Source organism: Kaistia geumhonensis (genome assembly GCF_030815145.1).
Lineage (GTDB): Bacteria > Pseudomonadota > Alphaproteobacteria > Rhizobiales > Kaistiaceae > Kaistia > Kaistia geumhonensis.
In genome coordinates, this window is the sequence record NZ_JAUSWJ010000001.1 from 736,409 (window position 1) to 754,703 (window position 18,295).

13 protein-coding genes are annotated in these 18,295 nt (G+C 66.9%); 7 read left to right on the forward strand and 6 right to left on the reverse strand.

All coding sequences use genetic code 11. The features are described from left to right. Nucleotides 1-231 precede the first annotated feature (231 nt). From QO015_RS03420 to QO015_RS03435, 4 genes are all read left to right on the forward strand, one after another. Nucleotides 232-699 (forward strand): peroxiredoxin, encoded by a 468-nt coding sequence (locus tag QO015_RS03420; RefSeq protein WP_266281459.1) that lies wholly within the window; start codon nt 232-234, stop codon nt 697-699. 2 nt (nt 700-701) lie between these two features. Continuing rightward, complete coding sequence (locus QO015_RS03425; protein ID WP_266281458.1) at nt 702-1,544, forward strand: ferritin-like domain-containing protein; 843 nt, start codon at nt 702-704, stop codon at nt 1,542-1,544. Nucleotides 1,545-1,727: 183 nt separating this feature from the next. Continuing rightward, the gene (locus tag QO015_RS03430; protein WP_307288501.1) at nt 1,728-2,939 is read left to right on the forward strand and encodes a peptidoglycan DD-metalloendopeptidase family protein; all 1,212 of its coding nucleotides are present in this window, start codon (nt 1,728-1,730) and stop codon (nt 2,937-2,939) included. Nucleotides 2,940-3,278: 339 nt separating this feature from the next. Further along, a complete protein-coding gene (locus QO015_RS03435; RefSeq protein WP_266281457.1) occupies nt 3,279-4,526 on the forward strand; it encodes a M23 family metallopeptidase in 1,248 nt (415 codons plus the stop codon). 96 nt (nt 4,527-4,622) lie between these two features. On the opposite strand, the gene prfB is transcribed toward QO015_RS03435, so the two are convergent. Continuing rightward, a protein-coding gene (prfB, locus tag QO015_RS03440; RefSeq protein WP_266281456.1) for a peptide chain release factor 2 occupies nt 4,623-5,751 on the reverse strand; the annotation gives its coding sequence in 2 pieces (ribosomal slippage) (nt 4,623-5,681 and nt 5,683-5,751; 1,128 coding nt in all). A gap of 107 nt (nt 5,752-5,858) precedes the next feature. On the opposite strand from prfB, the gene QO015_RS03445 reads away from it, so the two are divergent. Further along, a complete protein-coding gene (locus QO015_RS03445; RefSeq protein ID WP_266281455.1) occupies nt 5,859-6,455 on the forward strand; it encodes a DUF4893 domain-containing protein in 597 nt (198 codons plus the stop codon). Nucleotides 6,456-6,458: 3 nt separating this feature from the next. Here QO015_RS03445 and QO015_RS03450 read toward each other — a convergent pair whose 3' ends face one another. From QO015_RS03450 to QO015_RS03465, 4 genes are all read right to left on the reverse strand, one after another. After that, nucleotides 6,459-7,316, reverse strand: a complete 858-nt coding sequence (locus QO015_RS03450) for an NYN domain-containing protein (protein ID WP_266281454.1) — start codon at nt 7,314-7,316, stop codon at nt 6,459-6,461. A 180-nt stretch (nt 7,317-7,496) separates the two neighbouring features. Then, nucleotides 7,497-8,864 carry a magnesium transporter gene (gene mgtE, locus QO015_RS03455; RefSeq protein ID WP_266281453.1) on the reverse strand — a complete coding sequence of 456 codons (1,368 nt, stop codon included), beginning with the start codon at nt 8,862-8,864 and terminating at the stop codon, nt 7,497-7,499. Between the two features lie 315 nt (nt 8,865-9,179). Then, the gene (locus tag QO015_RS03460) at nt 9,180-11,603 is read right to left on the reverse strand and encodes a penicillin-binding protein 1A (protein ID WP_266281452.1); all 2,424 of its coding nucleotides are present in this window, start codon (nt 11,601-11,603) and stop codon (nt 9,180-9,182) included. A gap of 294 nt (nt 11,604-11,897) precedes the next feature. Continuing rightward, nucleotides 11,898-13,184: an N-acetylmuramoyl-L-alanine amidase gene (locus tag QO015_RS03465; protein WP_266281451.1), complete on the reverse strand. Its 1,287-nt coding sequence runs from the start codon at nt 13,182-13,184 to the stop codon at nt 11,898-11,900. Between the two features lie 795 nt (nt 13,185-13,979). Here QO015_RS03465 and QO015_RS03470 point away from each other — a divergent pair. Next, entirely contained in the window at nt 13,980-16,850 is a 2,871-nt protein-coding gene (locus tag QO015_RS03470; protein ID WP_266281450.1) for an Rne/Rng family ribonuclease, read from the forward strand. 77 nt (nt 16,851-16,927) lie between these two features. Here QO015_RS03470 and QO015_RS03475 read toward each other — a convergent pair whose 3' ends face one another. Next, nucleotides 16,928-17,353 (reverse strand): organic hydroperoxide resistance protein, encoded by a 426-nt coding sequence (locus QO015_RS03475; protein ID WP_266281448.1) that lies wholly within the window; start codon nt 17,351-17,353, stop codon nt 16,928-16,930. Between the two features lie 230 nt (nt 17,354-17,583). Here QO015_RS03475 and QO015_RS03480 point away from each other — a divergent pair, with 230 nt between their 5' ends. Further along, on the forward strand, nt 17,584-17,988 hold the full coding sequence (locus tag QO015_RS03480) for an NADH:ubiquinone oxidoreductase subunit NDUFA12 (RefSeq protein WP_266282485.1): 405 nt from the start codon (nt 17,584-17,586) through the stop codon (nt 17,986-17,988). Nucleotides 17,989-18,295 lie beyond the last annotated feature (307 nt).

An 18,295-nucleotide genomic window follows, 5' to 3' on the forward strand; every position in this document is an offset into this window, starting at 1 on the left:
GCCCTCGCGACCAGGGGGCGATGCGCCCGCGCCGAAGGAAACTGGTCAAGCCGCATTGTCAGGTGTTGTCGCTCCTCGTCGGTCGCCCTTCGGGCGGACGGCTCAGGCGGGGCCGTTCTCAGTCCTCGGTTAGCGGACGCGGTCTCCCACCGCAATCAGGCGCGACGCGCCTTGAAAGCTATCCATGATTTCTATTTCTGACGCCAGACAAACCCGACGAAAGGATGGCAAATGACCGCTCCGGCTGCTGGCGCCCCCGCCCCCGACTTCTCGCTTCCGACCACCGGCGGCGGCACCGCCACGCTGAAGGACTATGCGGGACGCAAGCTCGTGCTCTACTTCTATCCAGGCGACGACGGCTCGACCTGCACGGCTGAAGCGCTCGATTTCACGTCCATGCTGGCCGAATTCGAGGCTGCGGGAACAGCGGTGCTGGGCGTCTCGCCCGATTCGGTCGCCTCGCACGAGAAGTTCGCCAAGAAGCGCGGACTCGGCGTCACCCTCGCCGCCGACGAAGACACGTCGGTCTGCCAGGCCTATGGTGTCTGGCAGCAGAAGCAGATGTATGGGCGGACCTATATGGGCGTCGTGCGCACCACCTTCCTGATCGATGCCGAAGGCCGCATCGCCCGTGCCTGGACGGTGTCGCGGGTGAAGGGTCATGTCGCCGAGGTCCTCGAAGCCGCCCGGGCCCTCTGAGCATGGCATCGCCGACCTTCGCTTCGCTGGCCGATGCGGCCGCGCTCATCGTCGCGACCGCCGATCTCGAGGAGAAGGTCGCGGTCGCCTATGACGCCGCCAAGGGCTGGTTCGGCCGGCGGCTGTCGCTGCGTGGAGCGCTCGACCGGCCGATGCCCGAGCGGCCGGGCCGGCCCGAGCGCCCGATTCTGGTGCCGCCGCGCGAACTGCCCAAGCGCTCGCCGGTCTCGGCGCATGGCCGTCTCGCCCTCATCCACTCGCTGGCCCATATCGAGCTCAACGCGGTCGACCTCACCTGGGACCTGGTCGGCCGCTTCGCGCGCGTTCCGATGCCCCGGTCCTTCTTCGACAACTGGGTGCAGGTCGGGCTCGAGGAGGCGAAGCACTTCTCCCTGCTCGCCGATCATCTGAAGGCGATGGGCGGCGCCTATGGCGACCTGCCGGCGCATGACGGGCTCTGGCAGGCGACGCAGGAAACGGGACACGACCTGATGGCGCGGCTCGCCGTGCTTCCGCTCGTGCTGGAGGCGCGTGGGCTCGACGTGACGCCGCCGCTCGTCGACAAGCTCGCCGAGCAGGGCGACGAGGCGGGCTCCGCCATCCTCGCCATCATCTATCGCGACGAGCGGCGGCATGTCGCCTTCGGCTGCAAGTGGTTCCGCTTCCTGTGCGACCGCCACGGCTTGGCGCCGGAGCCGACCTTCCGCAAGCTCGTCATCAAGCATTTCCGCGGGCCGCTGAAACCGCCCTTCAACGACGCCGCGCGGGCCGAGGCCGGCATGACGCCGGGCTTCTACCGCCCCCTCGTGCGACCGCTGGAAGCCTCGATTTCAACCAAGGCTTAACCTTAACGCTTTCTAATCATCGCTGAACCGGCGGGCCTCCGAGAACGCCGGACCTGCCGTCAGCGCAAGGTTGGAGCGTCCATGCCGTCACCCCGTGCTTCGCGTGCCCCCTCCGAGCCGTTCGATGGTCGCGGTGCGGCGGCCGGCCAGCGACGCGCACGGGCGCAGAAGCCCGAAACCCGGGTGATCATCGCCCGCGGCGACCGGCTGCAGGCCATCCATCTCAGCCCCGGCCTGATGACTCTGGCCGGCGTCTGCTTCGTGCTCTTCTCGGCGCTTTACTTCGGCTCGACCGCCTATCTCGTCTTCCGCGACGACTGGGCGAGGCAGGAGCGCGGGGAGGAGGCGACGCTGCGCGAGGGCTACGAGGATCGCATCACGGCACTGCGCAACGAGATCGAGCGCATCCGCTCCCGCCGCGCGGTCGACCATGCGACGGTCGAGCAGAAGGTCGAGCAGCTCCTCGATCGGCAGGACGAGCTCGGCCAGCGCCAGGAGATGCTGGAAAAGCTGACCGACGCAGCACGCAAGGCCGGTTTCGAGGTGCCCCCGCCTTTGCCGCCGCGCAAGGACGCCAGCCACGACACGAATGACCACGGCAAGCAGGCGAGCGCCGACGGCGTCGCCCGTCCTTCGGTGACGCTCGCCAGCATCACGGGCGCGACGGCGCGCGATCCGCTCGCCCCGCTCGCCGGCGCCGATCGCATCGACGGAATCGAGAGTCAGCTCGACTCGATGCAGACCGCGCAGGACATGGCGGTCGCGACGATGCGCACGAGCGTCGCCTCGCGAGCCGACCGCATCGCAACGATCCTGAAGCGGGTCGGCCGAAAGGTTCCGCGCCCGTCCGCCACGGAAGATGTCGGCGGGCCGTTCGTTCCGCTGCCCGAGGGCACGCAGGACGAACGATTCATGACCGACGTGACGATGCTCTCGGCGGAGCTTGCGCGCTTTGCGAGCCTCCGCAAGGTCGCGCTGGCCCTCCCCTGGAGTCAGCCGATCGTCGGCGCCCCGATCAGCAGCGGCTTCGGTCCGCGGCTCGATCCGTTCCTCGGGCGCCCGGCGATGCACACCGGGATCGATTTCCGCGCGCCGCGCGGCATGCCTGCCCGCAGCGTCGCCGCCGGCACGGTCATCGCCGCCGAGTGGAACGGCGGCTACGGCAACATGGTCGACGTGGATCACGGCAACGGCGTCGTGACCCGCTACGGCCATCTCTCGGCGATCACGGTGCGCGTCGGCGACCATGTCGAGGCCGGCGGCAAGATCGGCCGCGTCGGCTCGACAGGCCGCTCGACCGGCCCGCATCTCCATTACGAGATCCGCCTCGACGGCGACGCGATCGACCCGATGCGCTTCCTGATCGCCGGCCGGGAAATGGCGCAGCTGCTGTAGCGGTCATCGGTGGCGCAAGCTCGAATCTTCCCCATGATTCACCGCCGGCCCGTCCAGCGCCCGTCCGCCACCCTTCCAACCCGAAACCATCTGCTTTTTACGCAGGCAGGTAACAGAGGATTTACCCTGTCGAGTCTGTAGTGAAGTTCGGGCCGGCACCTTCCGGGCGGCCCCGCTTCCGACGACGCGCCAGGTTGAACCGACGCCATGCAGACTGCCCACCGCCAGCCATCGCATCCTCCTGTACCGTCCTCGGGACGCGCGGAAGCAAAGCGGCGCCCGGCTCCCCGTCAAAAGCCAGCCAGAACCGGAACGCGGGTCATTGTCGCCCATGGCGACATGCTGCACGCCGTCCATGTCAGCCGTCGCCTCGTCGCGATGGTCGTGGTCGGGGTCCTTCTGCTGGTCGGCCTTTCGGCCGGTGGCGTCGCGCTCTATCTCGGCCGCGAACAGACTCCGGTCTTCACGGAGGCCGATGAAGCGGTGCTTCGGCAGGCGATGGAGACCGTGATCCGCCAGCGTCGCGAGGCGGAGCTGACCGCCAAGCTGTCTGAGGACTACGAGAACAAGCTGGCCGACCTCAAAGGCGAAATGGACCGCCTGACCGAACGGCAGCAGATCGACAAGTCGACCGTCCAGCAGGCGCTGGGACGCGTGCTCGACCGCCAGGAACAGCTGGCCAAGCGGCAGGACCTGCTGACGAGGATCGCCGACGCGGCGAAGCGCGCCGGCTTCGACGTCAAGATGCCCGTCGCGACGCCTCGGCCCAAGAAGGGCAGCAAGTCCGGCAGCCCGAGCGCCAGCGCGGTGCCGGTCGCCAAGCCGAGCGTTCAGCTTGCCAGTGTCGTCGACGGCGGGGCTGACGGGCATCTGACGCCGGCGGACGCCGCACGCATCGCGAAGATCGAGGCCGAGGTCAACGCGATGGAGCGTGCCCAGGAGGCAACCATCGCCGGACTCACCCGTTCGGTCGCCTCGCGCGCCGATCGCATCGCCGCGGTGCTTCAGAAGGTCGGGCGCAAGGCGCCGGGCAGCCGCAGCAATGACGATGCCGTCGGCGGGCCCTTCGTGCCGCTGCCGGACGATCCAAGCCCCGCACGCTTCGCGCTCGGCGTGAAGACGCTGAGCAGCGAACTCGACCGCCTCGCCGCCACCCGCCGCATTGCGCTTTCCCTCCCCTGGAAGGCGCCGCTCGGCAATGCGCCGATCTCGAGCGGTTTTGGCGCGCGCAGTGATCCTTTCCTCGGCCGGCCGGCCATGCATACCGGCGTCGATTTCCGCGCGCCGATGGGCTACCCGGTGCCGGCCGCGCTCGGCGGCACGATCGTCTCGGCGGGCTGGGAAGGCGGCTATGGCAAGATGGTCGACATCGACGCCGGCAACGGGATCGTGACCCGCTACGGCCATCTCTCGGCGATCAACGTCAAGGTCGGCCAGAAAGTGAAGACCGGCCAGATCATCGGCGAGGTCGGCTCGACCGGCCGCTCGACGGGCACGCATCTCCACTACGAGATCCGCGTCAACGACCGCGCCATCGATCCGATGACCTATATCGTGCCGGGCCGGCAGATCGCGCAGTTGCTTTAGGTCGAGGCAGTCGGGCGTCCCGGCGCGCGGGCAATGCCCGTGACGCCGTGGGTCACGTCCGGTGTTGCAGGAGCGGGTCCTGCCCGCTCCCGCTCATCAGTCGATATCCGCCACCTCGACATCGGCGCCGCCGAGGCGCTGCGCCAGCGCGGCTTCCATGAACTCGTTCAGCTCGCCGTTGAGGACGGTCTGCGGATCGGTGCTTTCGACGCCGGTCCGGAGGTCCTTCACGAGCTGATAGGGCTGCAGGACATAGGACCGGATCTGGTGACCCCAGCCGATGTCCTTCTTGGACGATTCGGTCGCCATGGCGGCCGCCTCGCGACGCTCCAGCTCGGCCTCGTAAAGGCGCGAGCGCAGCATGTCCCAGGCGGCGGCACGGTTCTTGTGCTGCGAACGCTCGTTCTGGCACTGCACGACGATGCCCGAGGGAATATGCGTGATGCGGACCGCGGAGTCGGTCGTGTTGATGTGCTGACCGCCGGCGCCCTGCGCCCGGTACGTGTCGATGCGGCAGTCGCTCTCGTTGATCTCGATGTCGATCGAATCGTCGACGACCGGATAGACCCATACGCTGGCGAAGGAGGTGTGGCGGCGCGCACTCGAATCATAGGGCGAGATGCGCACGAGGCGATGCACGCCCGACTCGGTCTTCAGCCAGCCATAGGACTGCTCGCCCTTGACGAGGAGCGTCGCCGACTTGATGCCTGCTTCTTCGCCATCGTGGATCTCGAGCAGCTCGACTTTCTTGCCGGTGCGCTCCGACCAGCGGGTGTACATGCGCAGCAGCATGTTGGCCCAGTCCTGGCTCTCGGTGCCGCCGGCGCCGGCATGGATTTCGACATAGGTGTCGTTGCCGTCGGCCTCGCCGGACAGCATCGAATTGATCTGGCGGCGGCGAACGACGTCCTTGAGCGCGAAGATCGCGTTCTCGGCCTCGGTCACGATAGACGCATCGCCCTCCGCCTCGCCGAGTTCGATGAGCTCCAGATTATCGGCGAGCTCGCGCTCGGACGCCTCGACGGCGCGGATGCCGTCCTCGAGAGACTGCCGCTCGCGCATCAGCTTCTGCGCCTTCTGCGGATCGTCCCAGAAGGTCGGCGTTTCGGAGAGGGCGTTCAGTTCGGAAAGGCGACGCTGGGCACGATCCCAGTCAAAGATGCCTCCTCAGCAGGGTTACGCCCTGCTTGATTTCGTCGACGATCGTCTCGATCTCGGCTCGCATATGCTAGGTCCGCTTGGAGATGGCTGGCGGCGGCAACTGGACGTCGCCCCGCGGCGTTGCGCGAACATAGTGACGCCCTCCCCGCCTGTAAACCGATGAGAGGCCTGATGAACCGACCTGCCCGCTCCCTCGCGACCCTCGTGCTTCTGCTCGCAGCCTTCGCGCCCTCTCTGTCGCATGCCGACGGGACGATGGCGGCACGGACCCTCACCGCTTCGGACAAGGCCCGGATCGCGGGCTTCGACGCAAGCCGATCGAAGGCGATCGACGAGGCGAAGTCGGGCGGTATCGCGGCCGATGTGAAGGTGCTGGACGCGGTCCTCGCCGGCGCCCCGCAGCCGATCCTCGGCACCGACATCCGCGGCGACTATCGCTGCCGGACCGTGAAGCTCGGCGGCACGCTGCCGCTCACGGTCTATGGCTGGTTCAAGTGCCGCATCGACGAGGACGACCTCGGCTACCGCCTCGTGAAGACGACCGGCTCGCAGCGCTTCACCGGCCATTTCATCGACGATTCGGAGAAGCGCCTGCTCTTCTATGGCGCCGGCCACTATGGCGACGAGCAGCCCCGCCGCTACAAGGCCGATGCCGACCGCGATATGGTCGGCTTTCTCGTGAAGGCCGGCCCCAAGCGCTACCGCCTCGAACTGCCGGCCCCGAAATTCGAATCGACCTTCGACATCATCGAGCTCGAGCGGAAGTAGCCGTCAGCCACCGCCGGCCACGGCGATCATTGCGCGCACCGCTTGTTGGAATTCCGCTCGCATGTGGCGAATCTCCTCACGATCCAACTCTCGCCCGAGACCATCTCGGCATGTCGGCAGCAACCTGCGGTCGAGTTCCATCGGAACCCCACGCGAAGTCTCCCAATACACAATGATCCCTTGCAGTTCGGACGTGGACAGAGCGCTTACGAAGCCGCGCACTAACCCAGCTATACGCTCCTCTGCTCGGGCAGCTCCGTCACCAACGAGCGGATCGAGATTGCCTTCAAATACCGGCGCGGCTGGGATCGGTGTCTCTGGCTTGATCGAAAGGAAGCTCGCTATCGTATCGCGGCTCCACTCGCGTGTCGTATCCGCCTCTTGCAGCAGATTGGCCGACTGCGAGCCGCGCGCCGGCTCGATTCCCAACAAATGCAGCCGGACACCATAGTTCTGCGCAATCTGAACTCCCACGCGGACGTCCTCGTCGCCCGATAGGAGTACAGCGTCTGATATTGACTTCAGCCGAGCAAGCTCGATCAAGTCGGTGACAATGAGTGAGTCGACGCCCTTCTGCTCACCCACTCCGTTCACCATCCCGAGGCGAAGCTTTACGTCGTCCAAATTTGCAATGTGACTTTGCTCGGCTGTCGCGCGTGGACCACCGAGCGCACCGTCATACCAATAAATCCGGAGGATACGGCAGTCGCTTGCCTGCTCGGCCGCGATAGATTTAAGAGCGTGTACCGCAGCAACAGGCTCCAGCGCTAGGCGCTCGCGACGAACGCGACTACCGCTCAGCGCCACACTTCCTTGCGCAAAGAGATAGCCGGCATCGACAAAAATAGCGACCCGATCCACGAAGATATCCCCGAAATAGCAAGGGCTCCCGCAGGAGCCCTTTTATGCCACCGGCCCGCAAAAGTGTATCGGGCGCCGATGGAGTAAGAAATCAATACCAGAAACCACACAGGGCCGCAATCAGTTTCGCAGCGTGCGTTCGTAAACCACAAGCGAACAGTTGGGGTCTCGTGGCTTCACCTACAATAGCGTTCCCGCCAGAATAACCGACGCGATCGAGAAATAGATCACGAGGCCGGTGACGTCGACGAGTGTCGCGACGAAGGGCGCCGAGGCGCTGGCCGGGTCGAAGTTCAGCCGCTTCAGCACGAAGGGCAGCATCGAGCCGGTCATCGAGCCGAAGGTGACGATGCCGACGAGACCACAGCCGACGGTGAGCGCCACCAGGAACCAGTGGGCGCCATAATCGTGCAGCCCGAGCAACTGCCAGGCGACGATGCGGGTGAGTCCCATCGCTCCGAGGATCAGGCCGAGCGTAAGTCCGCTGGGGAGTTCGCGCAGCGCCACGCGCCACCAGTCGCGAAGCCGCACTTCGCCGAGCGCCAGGGCGCGGATGATGAGCGAGGTCGCCTGCGAGCCGGAATTGCCGCCCGAGCTCATGATCAGCGGGATGAAGAGCGTCAGTACGATCGCCTTTTGCAGCTCGTCCTCGAAATGCTGCATGGCCGTGGCGGTCAGCATCTCGCCGATGAACAGCGCGGCGAGCCAGCCGGCGCGCTTGTGGATCATCTTTCCGAAGCTGATCTCCATGTAAGGCTCGTCGAGAGCCTCCATGCCGCCGAACTTCTGGACGTCCTCCGTGCTCTCCTCGACGATCGCGTCGATGATGTCGTCGACCGTGACGATGCCGATGAGATGCCGCCGCTCGTCGATGACGGGCACGGCGAGGAGGTCGTATTTCGTGAAGAGCCGCGCCGCTTCTTCCTGGTCGAGCGTCGGCGTGACGGTGATCGGCCGGTTGTGGCGGGCCGCCGCGAGGACGGGCGCGGCCGGATCCGCGGTGATGAGCCGGCGCAGCGTCGCCGTCTGCAGCAGCGCGCCCGTCTCGGGATGCAGCAGGCAGATCGTGTAGATCGTCTCGCGGCTCTTCTCGACCTTGCGGATATAGTCGAGCGTCGCGGCGACGGTCCAGTTGGCCGGCACGCTGACCACCTCGGTCGTCATGATGGCGCCGACGCTGCCCTCGGGATAGCGCGCGAGATGCGAGACGGCCGAGCGCGTCTCGTGGTCGAGCTTCGCGATGATCCGCGAGCGCTGAGGCTCCTCCATCTCGCTGAGGAGATCGGTGGCGCGGTCGGCCGAGACGCCGGCCAGCAGCGAGGCGGCGCGGTCGACGGGCAGCGTCGCCACGATCTCGGCGGCATCCTCGAATTCGGGATGATCGAGCAGTTCGACCGCGCGCTCTTCCGTGAGCTTGGCGAGAACGCCGGCCGCGTCGCCCGCGTCCTGCTCGTTCAGATGCTCGACGACGTCGGCAACATGCGCATGCTCGAGATCAAGCGCGACGGCGGGCGCACCCGCGCCCTCACGGAGGTCGGAATCTTCCATGGCTCACCTCTTTTCCACCAGCCGACGCGGCTGCGTGCGGTGAGCCGTCTCCCCTCGGGGCGAACGGTCAGCAGGCAGGCACGGTCGGCCGGCTCATTCGACTTCGACTGTCGTTCGACATTGCAGTCCAGGGGGGTAACGGATCGGGACCAGCTGTCCCGGGCGCCGTTGTTGGGTGCGCCAAACGCCTGATCCGGTCAAGTGAATTCCCGTTCACACGATGCGGCATCGTTGCAGCGCGAAAGGGATGGTCGTGGCAAAAGAAAAGGCCGCCGAAATCGGCGGCCTCACATCTCCCGCGATGGCAGGCTGCGCTCAGTAGAGCCCGCCTGTTCCGCCCATCACAGCGCGGTCGGATTCGGACGAGACCGTGCCGCCGTCGGACGAGCCGATGACCGAATAGGTGTCGGCGGGGCCGGTGCCCGGCTTGAAGGCTTCCATGATCGTGTTTGGCGCGCCGGGATCGGCACGCATGCCGGTGCGGCGGTCGATCGGGATCAGCGTCAGCCCCTCCGGCATGCGGAACGGCACGGCTGGCTTGTCGGCCAGCGCCAGCTTGAAGAACTCGGCCGCGACCGGCGCCGCGATCTCGCCGCCGGTCATGCCGCGGCCCATCGGGCGCGGCTGGTCGTAGCCGAAGAACACGCCGACCACGAGATCGGGCGAATAGCCGATAAACCAGGCGTCCTTGTAGTCGTTGGACGTGCCGGTCTTGCCGGCGATCGGCTTGCCGACCTGCTTGACGATCGTTGCGGTGCCGCGCTGGACGACGCCTTCCATCATCGAGGTGATCTGGTAGGCGGTCATCGGGTCGAGCACCTGCTCGCGGTTGTCGGTGATGACCGGTTCGTCCTGGTTGTTCCAGCTGTCGGCGTCGCAGCCTTCGCAGACGCGTTCCTCATGCTTGAAGATCGTCTTGCCGAAGCGATCCTGGATACGGTCGATCAGCGTCGGCTTCACCTGGCGGCCGCCATTGGCGAACACGGAATAGCCGGCGACCATGCGCAGGACCGTGGTGCCGGTCGCGCCGAGAGCGTTCGGAAGGAACGGGGCGAGATTGTCGTAGACGCCGAAGCGCTTGGCATATTCCGCGACCAGCGGCATGCCCATGTCCTGCGCGAGGCGCACGGTCATGACGTTACGCGACTGCTCGATGCCGGTGCGAAGCGTCGAAGGGCCATAGAACTTCTGGGCGTAGTTCTCCGGCCGCCACATCGGCTGGCCGAAGCCCGGATCGATCTCGATCGGCGCGTCGAGCACCACCGACGACGGCGTATAGCCGTTGTCGAGCGCCGCCGCATAGACGAAGGGCTTGAACGAGGAGCCCGGCTGGCGCTGGGCCTGGGTCGCGCGGTTGAACTCGCTCTCGGCATAGGAGAAGCCGCCGTCCATGGCGAGCACGCGGCCGGTATGCGGGTCCATGACGACCATGGCCCCCTCGATCTCGGGCACCTGGTGCAGGCGATAGGAGCCGGGCTTGCCGTCGGCCGGCTCGACATAGACGACATCGCCGACCTTGAGCACGCCGTCGACATTCTTCTTGCCGCGCAGCGCCCACTTCATCTCGGATGCGGGGATCACGCCGGTCTCGCGCTCGGCGAGCAGCTTGCCCGTCTCGCTGCGGCCGGGCTGCAGGCCGATCTCGGCCTCTCCCTTGTCGACCTTGGTGACGATGGCGAGACGCCATTCATAGATGTCGGAGAGCGGCTTGATGGTCCCGACCGCCTCGCCCCAGTCCTCGCCGATCGGCACATTCTTGACCGGACCGCGCCAGCCGCGATCCTCGTCAAAGCTGACGAGACCGTCCATGAGCGCCTGACGGGCCATGACCTGCATCGCGGGATCGAGCGACGTGCGCACCGAAAGGCCGCCCTCATAGAGCGCCTTCTCGCCATACATCTGCATCAGCTGGCGGCGCACTTCCTCGACGTAATAGTCGGCGGCGAAGATATGCGGGCTGGTGATGCGGGTCTTGACGCCGAGCGGCTGCGCCTTGGCAGCCTCGCCTTCGTCCGGCGTCGCATAGCCGTTCTCGACCATGCGGTCGATGACCCAGTTGCGTCGCTCGATCGCGCGATCGGCATAGCGGAAGGGGTTGTAGTTGTTCGGGCCCTTGGGCAGCGCAGCGAGATACGCCGCCTCGGAGAGCGTCAGCTCGTGCACCGACTTGTCGAAATAGGCGAGCGACGCGGCGGCGACGCCATAGGAACCGAGGCCGAGGAAAATCTCGTTCAGGTAGAGCTCGAGGATCTTGTCCTTGGAGTTCGCCTGCTCGATCCGGAGCGACAGGATCGCTTCCTTGATCTTGCGGTCGATCGTGCGCTCGTTGGTGAGCAGGAAGTTCTTGGCGACCTGCTGCGTGATCGTCGAGGCGCCGATCATGCGGCCGTTCGACGAGAGCGCGGCGATGTTTTGCACGCCGGCGCGCATGATGCCGGCATAGTCGAGGCCGGAATGCTGGTAGAAATTCTTGTCCTCGGCCGAGATGAACGCGGCCTTGACGCGATCGGGGATCGCCTGGATCGGCAGATAGAGCCGCCGCTCGCGCGCATATTCGGCGACCAGCTGGCCGTCCGTCGCATGAATGCGCGTCATCACAGGGGGCTCGTATTTCGCGAGCACCTCGACGGAGGGCAGACCGCCCGTCAGGCCCGACACATACCAGGCCACCCCAGCTGCAACCACCAAGAAGAACACGGCGCCTATCCCGAAAATGTAGCCGATCAGTCGCAGAAACATATCGCTCGCGTTCCCCGCTGGCCCGCCATCATCGGCATTGCCGCCGGACCTTCGGGGCGCGCCCCGGTCAGAATTCTATCCAATCGCCCGGAAGCTGTCGCTCCGCGAACCGACTCCGGCCCTTCGGCGGCGCCTTTTGCGGGCTGGTGCCCGGCGCACGGCCGCGACCGATCCTCTGATCGCGGCACCGATAGACCCTTGCCTGCCGTTCTTCCAGTCGATTTGTGGAGATTGTGGGGCGCCGCCCCTTGCCCGGCCACTGCGCCGATCGCCGTGGTCTTGCGGCAACAGCCATCACGGCGCCGAGGTGGCGGGCTCGAGCGAGCCGGTCGTGGTCTGTGCGACGCGCAGGCGGAAATAGGTGTCGATGGCGCGCGCCATGGCCTCGGCCGTCGTCTCGCGCCAGGCCGGCGACGCCAGCAGCTTCTCGTCCTCGGGATTGGACAGATAGCCGAGCTCGACGAGGGCGGACGGAACGTCAGGCGCCTTCAGCACCATGAAACCGGCCTGCTGGTGCGGATGCTTGAAGAAGCGCACCTTCGGCCCGAGTTCCTTGATCATGTTGCGGGCGAAGACGACCGAGAAATTCTTGGTCTCGCGACGAGCGAGATCGATCAGGATGTCGGAGACCTCAGTGGTATCCTCGGGTACCGCGACACCGGCCAGGATGTCGGACTTGTTCTCCGATTCGGCGATCTGGGCCGCCATGCGGTCCGACGCCTTCTCCGAAAGCGTGTAGATCGTCGCGCCGCGCACATCGCCGCCCCAGAATGAATCGGCGTGGATCGACACGAAGAGGTCGGCGTGGTGCGAGCGGGCGAAGGCGACGCGGCCGCCGAGCGAGATGAAGCTGTCGTCCGACCGCGTCATCAGCACCTCGTAGCGTCCGCTTTCGTCGAGTTTCTGCTCCAGCTCCTTGGCGAAGGCGAGCACGACGTTCTTCTCCAGCGTGCCCGACTTGGCGATGGCGCCCGAATCGATGCCGCCATGGCCGGGATCGAGTACGATGCGCAGGCGTCCGTCCGAGGGCGCGGGAGTCGCGGGGCGGGCGGCGGCGATCGCCTCCTTCTCTCGCTCGCGATAAAGGCGCACGGCCGAGGCGAAGGATGCGCGGCTCGTCGGCACGAGATCGACCACGAGCTTCGCCGGCTGGCCGTCGGCCGGCGGCAGCACGAACGACTTGTCGACGGAGACCGGCTGCTTCAGATCGAGCACCACGCGCGACTTGCCCGCCGAGATCTGGCCATACCGGAATGCGGAGACGAGCCCCCTCACCTCGTGCTCGGCCTCCTTGGGCAGCGCGAAGCCGACATCCGGAAGGTCGATCACGATGCGGTCCGGCTCGTCCAGCGGGAAGACCGTGAAGGCCGCCTCGGCGGAGAGATCCATCACGAAGCGCGTGCGGCTGTCGTCTCCGACGGCGCGCGCGTCGGTGGCGACGACGCCCGCCGAACTCTCGGTGACGGGTTCGGCTGCCGATATGGCGACCGCGCCGGTTACGGCGAATATGCCGCCGGCGAAGGTGCCGAGCAGGAGCGCCGCGCAGCGCGCGATGAATCCGGATCGAATTGAATGAAACATTCCGCTCGTTCGGTTGGTCGGTCGGCCCGCCGCTCTTAACGGTCCGTAGACGATTAGCGTCGATTGGTTAATCGCGCATTAAGACTTTTGCCGGGCCCGCCGGCCGCGGATCCGGGCTCCGACTAGCCGCAGCGGCGCCACGATGCGATGCGGCCAAGCGTCATGCGGCCCTCTGTCTCTTCGGCATCGAGACTTGTCGGCCGCGCGTCGCGGCGTGTCTCGCGGGGCGTCTCACGCCCGCGCTGAAGGCGCCGCCAGGCATCGCGCCAAGTGTCTTGCGCAGACTCGCCGTCTTCCATACAAGGGTTGCACGGAATTCATCCTCCGCCCGGACAGTCGCCTCATCGCGATGCTCCGGCACGATGCGACGGACGATCGGGACTTGCTGCAGCAATTGCGCAGGGCTCGGAAGCGATCCGGAGCCAGTTCGGTGCTCGGTCGGGGATGGGACAGGCATCCTCGCCGCGCATGGTCGTCCCCAGACCTCACGCGCAAGGCCCGCCTGCTACTCAAGGCCTCAGGACGATCCGTGCCTGGGGCCGCCCCGTGCGGCACGGGCTCCGCGCCGCCGGACCGAACAGGCTCGAAGCGCGTATTCATGTTCCTTCCGCCTATGACCCGCAGCGCTGCAGACCGGCCTCTTTCGGCCGGTGACGCAGTTGCGGCGGCGGCGGACGCGGCATGGCGCGCGAACCATTTCCTCATGCAACATGATGGCTCCCGCGCGGTCCGCGCGGCATCGGCGCCTTGCGCCAGCCGGAGCGTTCAGCGCCGGAGCCATGGAGATTTTCCGTCATGGCCAACAAGATGCTCATCGACGCCACCCACCCGGAGGAGACCCGGGTCGTGGTGGTCCGCGGCAACCGTGTCGAGGAGTTCGACTTCGAATCCGCCTCGCGCAAGCAGCTGCGCGGCAACATCTATCTCGCCAAGGTAACGCGGGTCGAACCCTCGCTCCAGGCGGCCTTCGTCGAGTATGGCGGTAACCGCCACGGCTTCCTCGCCTTCTCCGAAATCCATCCCGACTATTACCAGATTCCCGTCGCCGACCGGCAGGCGCTGATCGAGGCCGAGGAGCAGGAGGAACGCGAGGCCGAGGAGCGCGCCGCGCGCCAGGCCGCGCGCCGCTCGCAGAAGAACCGGCCCGCCGCTCAGCCCGTCGAGCGCATCAGCTCCGAGCCCGCCGAGGGTGGTGCCGAGACCGCGCCCGCCGTCCCGAGCGAGGCAGGCTCCGCCGAGGTCTCGGCCGAGCAGACCGGCGAGGCGCCCGAGACGGCAGCGCCGGTCGAGGCCGGCGAAGCCACCGAGGGCGAGGCCGAAGCCGTCGAGGACAACGGCCCGCCGGACGACAGCGCCGACAGTTTCTCCCACCTCGAGGCTCCTCCTTCCGACCACAGCGTCGAGGAGATCGGCCATGACGAGGAGGAAGAGGAGAATCCCGAGGACAGCGTCGAGTCGGTCGGTGCCGAGGATGCGCTGGAGGAGCTTCCCGAGCGCCGCCGCGCCCGTGCCCGTCAGTACAAGATCCAGGAAGTCATCAAGCGCCGCCAGGTCCTGCTCGTCCAGGTCGTGAAGGAAGAGCGCGGCAACAAGGGCGCCGCCCTCACCACCTATCTGTCGCTCGCCGGCCGCTATTCCGTGCTGATGCCGAACACGGCGCGCGGCGGCGGCATTTCGCGCAAGATCACCAACACCGCCGATCGCAAGCGCCTCAAGGAAGTCGCTCAGGATCTCGACGTGCCGGAGGGCATGGGCGTCATCCTGCGCACGGCGGGTGCCACGCGCACCAAGGCCGAGGTCAAGCGCGACTTCGAATATCTGCTTCGGCTCTGGGAGAACGTGCGCGAGCTGACGCTGCGCTCCTCGGCGCCCACCCTCGTCTATGAGGAAGGCAGCCTCATCAAGCGGTCGATCCGCGATCTCTACAACAAGGATATCGACGAGGTTCTCGTCGCCGGCGAGGAAGGCTACCGCGAGGCGAAGGACTTCATGCGCATGCTCATGCCGAGCCATGCCAAGAACGTCCAGCCCTATCGCGAGACGCAGCCGATCTTCGCTCGCTACAGCGTCGAGGCGCAGCTCGATGCGATGTTCTCGCCGCAGGTGACGCTGAAGTCGGGCGGCTATCTCGTCATCAACCAGACCGAGGCGCTCGTCGCCATCGACGTGAACTCGGGACGGTCGACGCGCGAGCACAATATCGAGGACACCGCCTACCAGACCAATCTCGAGGCGGCCGAAGAGGTCGCCCGCCAGCTTCGCCTGCGCGATCTCGCCGGCCTCATCGTGATCGATTTCATCGACATGGAGGAGAAGCGGAACAACCGCGCGGTCGAGAACAAGCTGAAGGCGGCGCTGAAGAACGACCGGGCGCGCATCCAGGTCGGCCGGATCTCGCATTTCGGCCTCATGGAGATGTCGCGCCAGCGCATCCGCACCGGCGTCGTCGAGAGCTCGATGGAGGTTTGCCCGCACTGCCATGGCACCGGCCATGTGCGCGCGCCGGCTTCCGTGGCGCTGCATGTCCTGCGCTCGGTCGAGGACACGCTGCTCAAGGGCGCGACGCACGACCTCATCATCCGCACTCGCACCGCGGTCGCTCTCTACATCCTCAACCAGAAGCGCGGCCATCTCGCCGAGATCGAGGAGCGCTTCGGCATCTCGATCACCGTGCTCGCCGACGACGGCGTCACCTCCGCCGCCCATTACACGCTGGAGCGCGGCGAGCCCGTGACGCCGCGCGAGACGCCCCTGGCGCCCGTGGCGCGGGCGATCGTCCAGCCCGATTCGATCGAGCCGGTCGACGAGGAGATCGAGGACGAGGTCGAGGCGGACGAGGAGGAGACGGAGACCGAGCGTCCCGCTTCCGAGAGCCAGGACGAAGGCGGCGCGCGCCGCAAGCGTCGTCGCCGCCGTCGGCGCCGCGGCGGCGAGGGCTCCCGCGACGGCCATGACGAGGCCGGCAACGGCGAGGAAGTCCGTGAAGCCGCCGAGTCGGGCGAAGCCGTCGAGGCGGCAGAGTCCGAGGAAGCCGGCGAGGAAGGCGACGACGAGGCTGGCGACGGTTCGGCCCGGCCGGATGGCGATGGCGAGAATGGCGAGCACAAGCGCCGCCGCCGCCGTGGCCGTCGGGGCGGCCGCCGCGGCCGCCGCGAAGACGGCACCGTGGATACCGAAGCCGGGGCCGAGACGGATGCCGTCGCCGAGGGCGATGGCGAACCGTCGGTCATCGAGGAGGCCTCTGCCGAAGAAGGCGAGGCTCGCCTCCAGCTCGACGAGACCGGCGAGGTGCTGTCCAGCGGCTTCGTCGAGGACGAGCCGGAAGGCATCCGCGATATCGACCCCGAGGATGCCGGCGAGCGTCTTGTCGCCCGCGACGTACCGATCGCGGATATGGCCGAGTATGAGGCGCCGCTGCTCGATCCGATCGAGGACGAAGCCGAACTCGACATGCCCGAAATGGGCGATGACGAGGACGACGAGCCCGAGGACGAGACGTCGGATCTCCGCGTGATCGACGAGGACGCGATCGAGGCTGCCGAGGGTCCGCAGGAGCCGGACGAATCGGTGGTGGCCGACGAGCCGCCAAGCGATCCGGTCTCGGATACGGTCGAGGAGGACAATCGTCCGAAGCGTGTCGGCTGGTGGCGCCGCCGCTCGAGCTGACGCCCGTCCGCTTCCGCTATTGAATCACAAAGGGCCCGGCGCCGAGCTCCGGGCCCTTTCCATTTCGCGTAGACGGATCAGAGGACCGTCAGGCGGACATCGAGGTTCGACCGCGTCGCGTCCGAATAGGGGCAGACGATGTGGGCGCGGGCGACGAGATCCTCCGCCACCGCCCGCTCCACCCCGGGGACGGCGACGTCGAGCGCCACGTCGAGGCCGAAGCCCTTGCCATCGTCACGCGGGCCGATGCCGACCTTGGCCGTCACGGTGACGTCGTTGCCGAGCTTCACCTTCTGCTGTCCGGCAACGAAGCGCAGCGCGCCGAGGAAGCAGGCGGCGTAGCCCGCCGCGAACAGCTTCTCAGGGTTGGCGCCGGGACCGCCGGGGCCGCCGAGCTCGCGCGGCACGACGAGCTGCAGGTCGATCTCGCCGTCTTCGCTGCGGGTGTGACCGTCGCGTCCGCCGCCCGTCGCCGTCGCGGCCGTGTTGTAGAGAACCTTCATCACGTATCTCCCTCGAAACGATGCAGCACTGCGCCGCTGCGATTTATATCGCACACGATTTACTCGCAGGCGATATGTTTTTTCGTCATGCCAGCCATGCGGGCGCCGGCGAGGCGCGACCGATGATCGCAAAGCGCGGGACGAGACGCCCGCCGGCCGCGACCGCCTTTGACTTGCGCGACGGGGAGCGGCATAAGTCATCGCAATCGTTGCGAGACATGGGTGCCGAAATGGGCTGGTTCCTGACCGAACTCTTCACCTGGTGGAACGGCCAGACCATGGGCACGCGGTTCTACACCTGGCGCAAGGGCGAGAAGGTCGGCACCGACGAGTTCGGCAACACCTATTATCGCGCGCCCGACAAGTCTCAGACCGCCGGCGGCTTCGCCGAGCGTCGCTGGGTGATCTATAGCGGCTATGCCGAGGCCTCGGCGATCCCGACCGGCTGGCACGGCTGGATGCATCACCGCACCGACACCCCACCCTCGCAGCAGACCTACAAGCCGCGCGAGTGGCAGAAGCCGCACCGCCCCAACCCGACCGGCACGCCGAACGCCTATCGCCCGAAGGGCTCGATCGTCGGCGCCGATCACCGTCCGCGCGTGACAGGCGACTACGACGCCTGGACGCCCTGAGCGAAAAGGCGCCGCGACGGCTCGCGGCTCGCGGCAAATAGACAGGTCCTGGAAGGCAGCAATCAACCTGGCCGAATCGGTGGCTTGCCTCCGCGCGCCTACGGGATCTCTTCGGACAATCTCGATCTTGGGCGAATGCGGCCGCATGGTGCCATCGCGGCTGTGCCTCTCGGCATGCGCGACGGCCGACCTCGGCGATGACCCCTCACCTTGCCCAAACCACCGATCCTGTGGACATCGAAACGCCATATGACGGCGCCGTGACGGTGGCTTCGCACCGCTCATCCACAGCGCGCCGCGGGCTGCC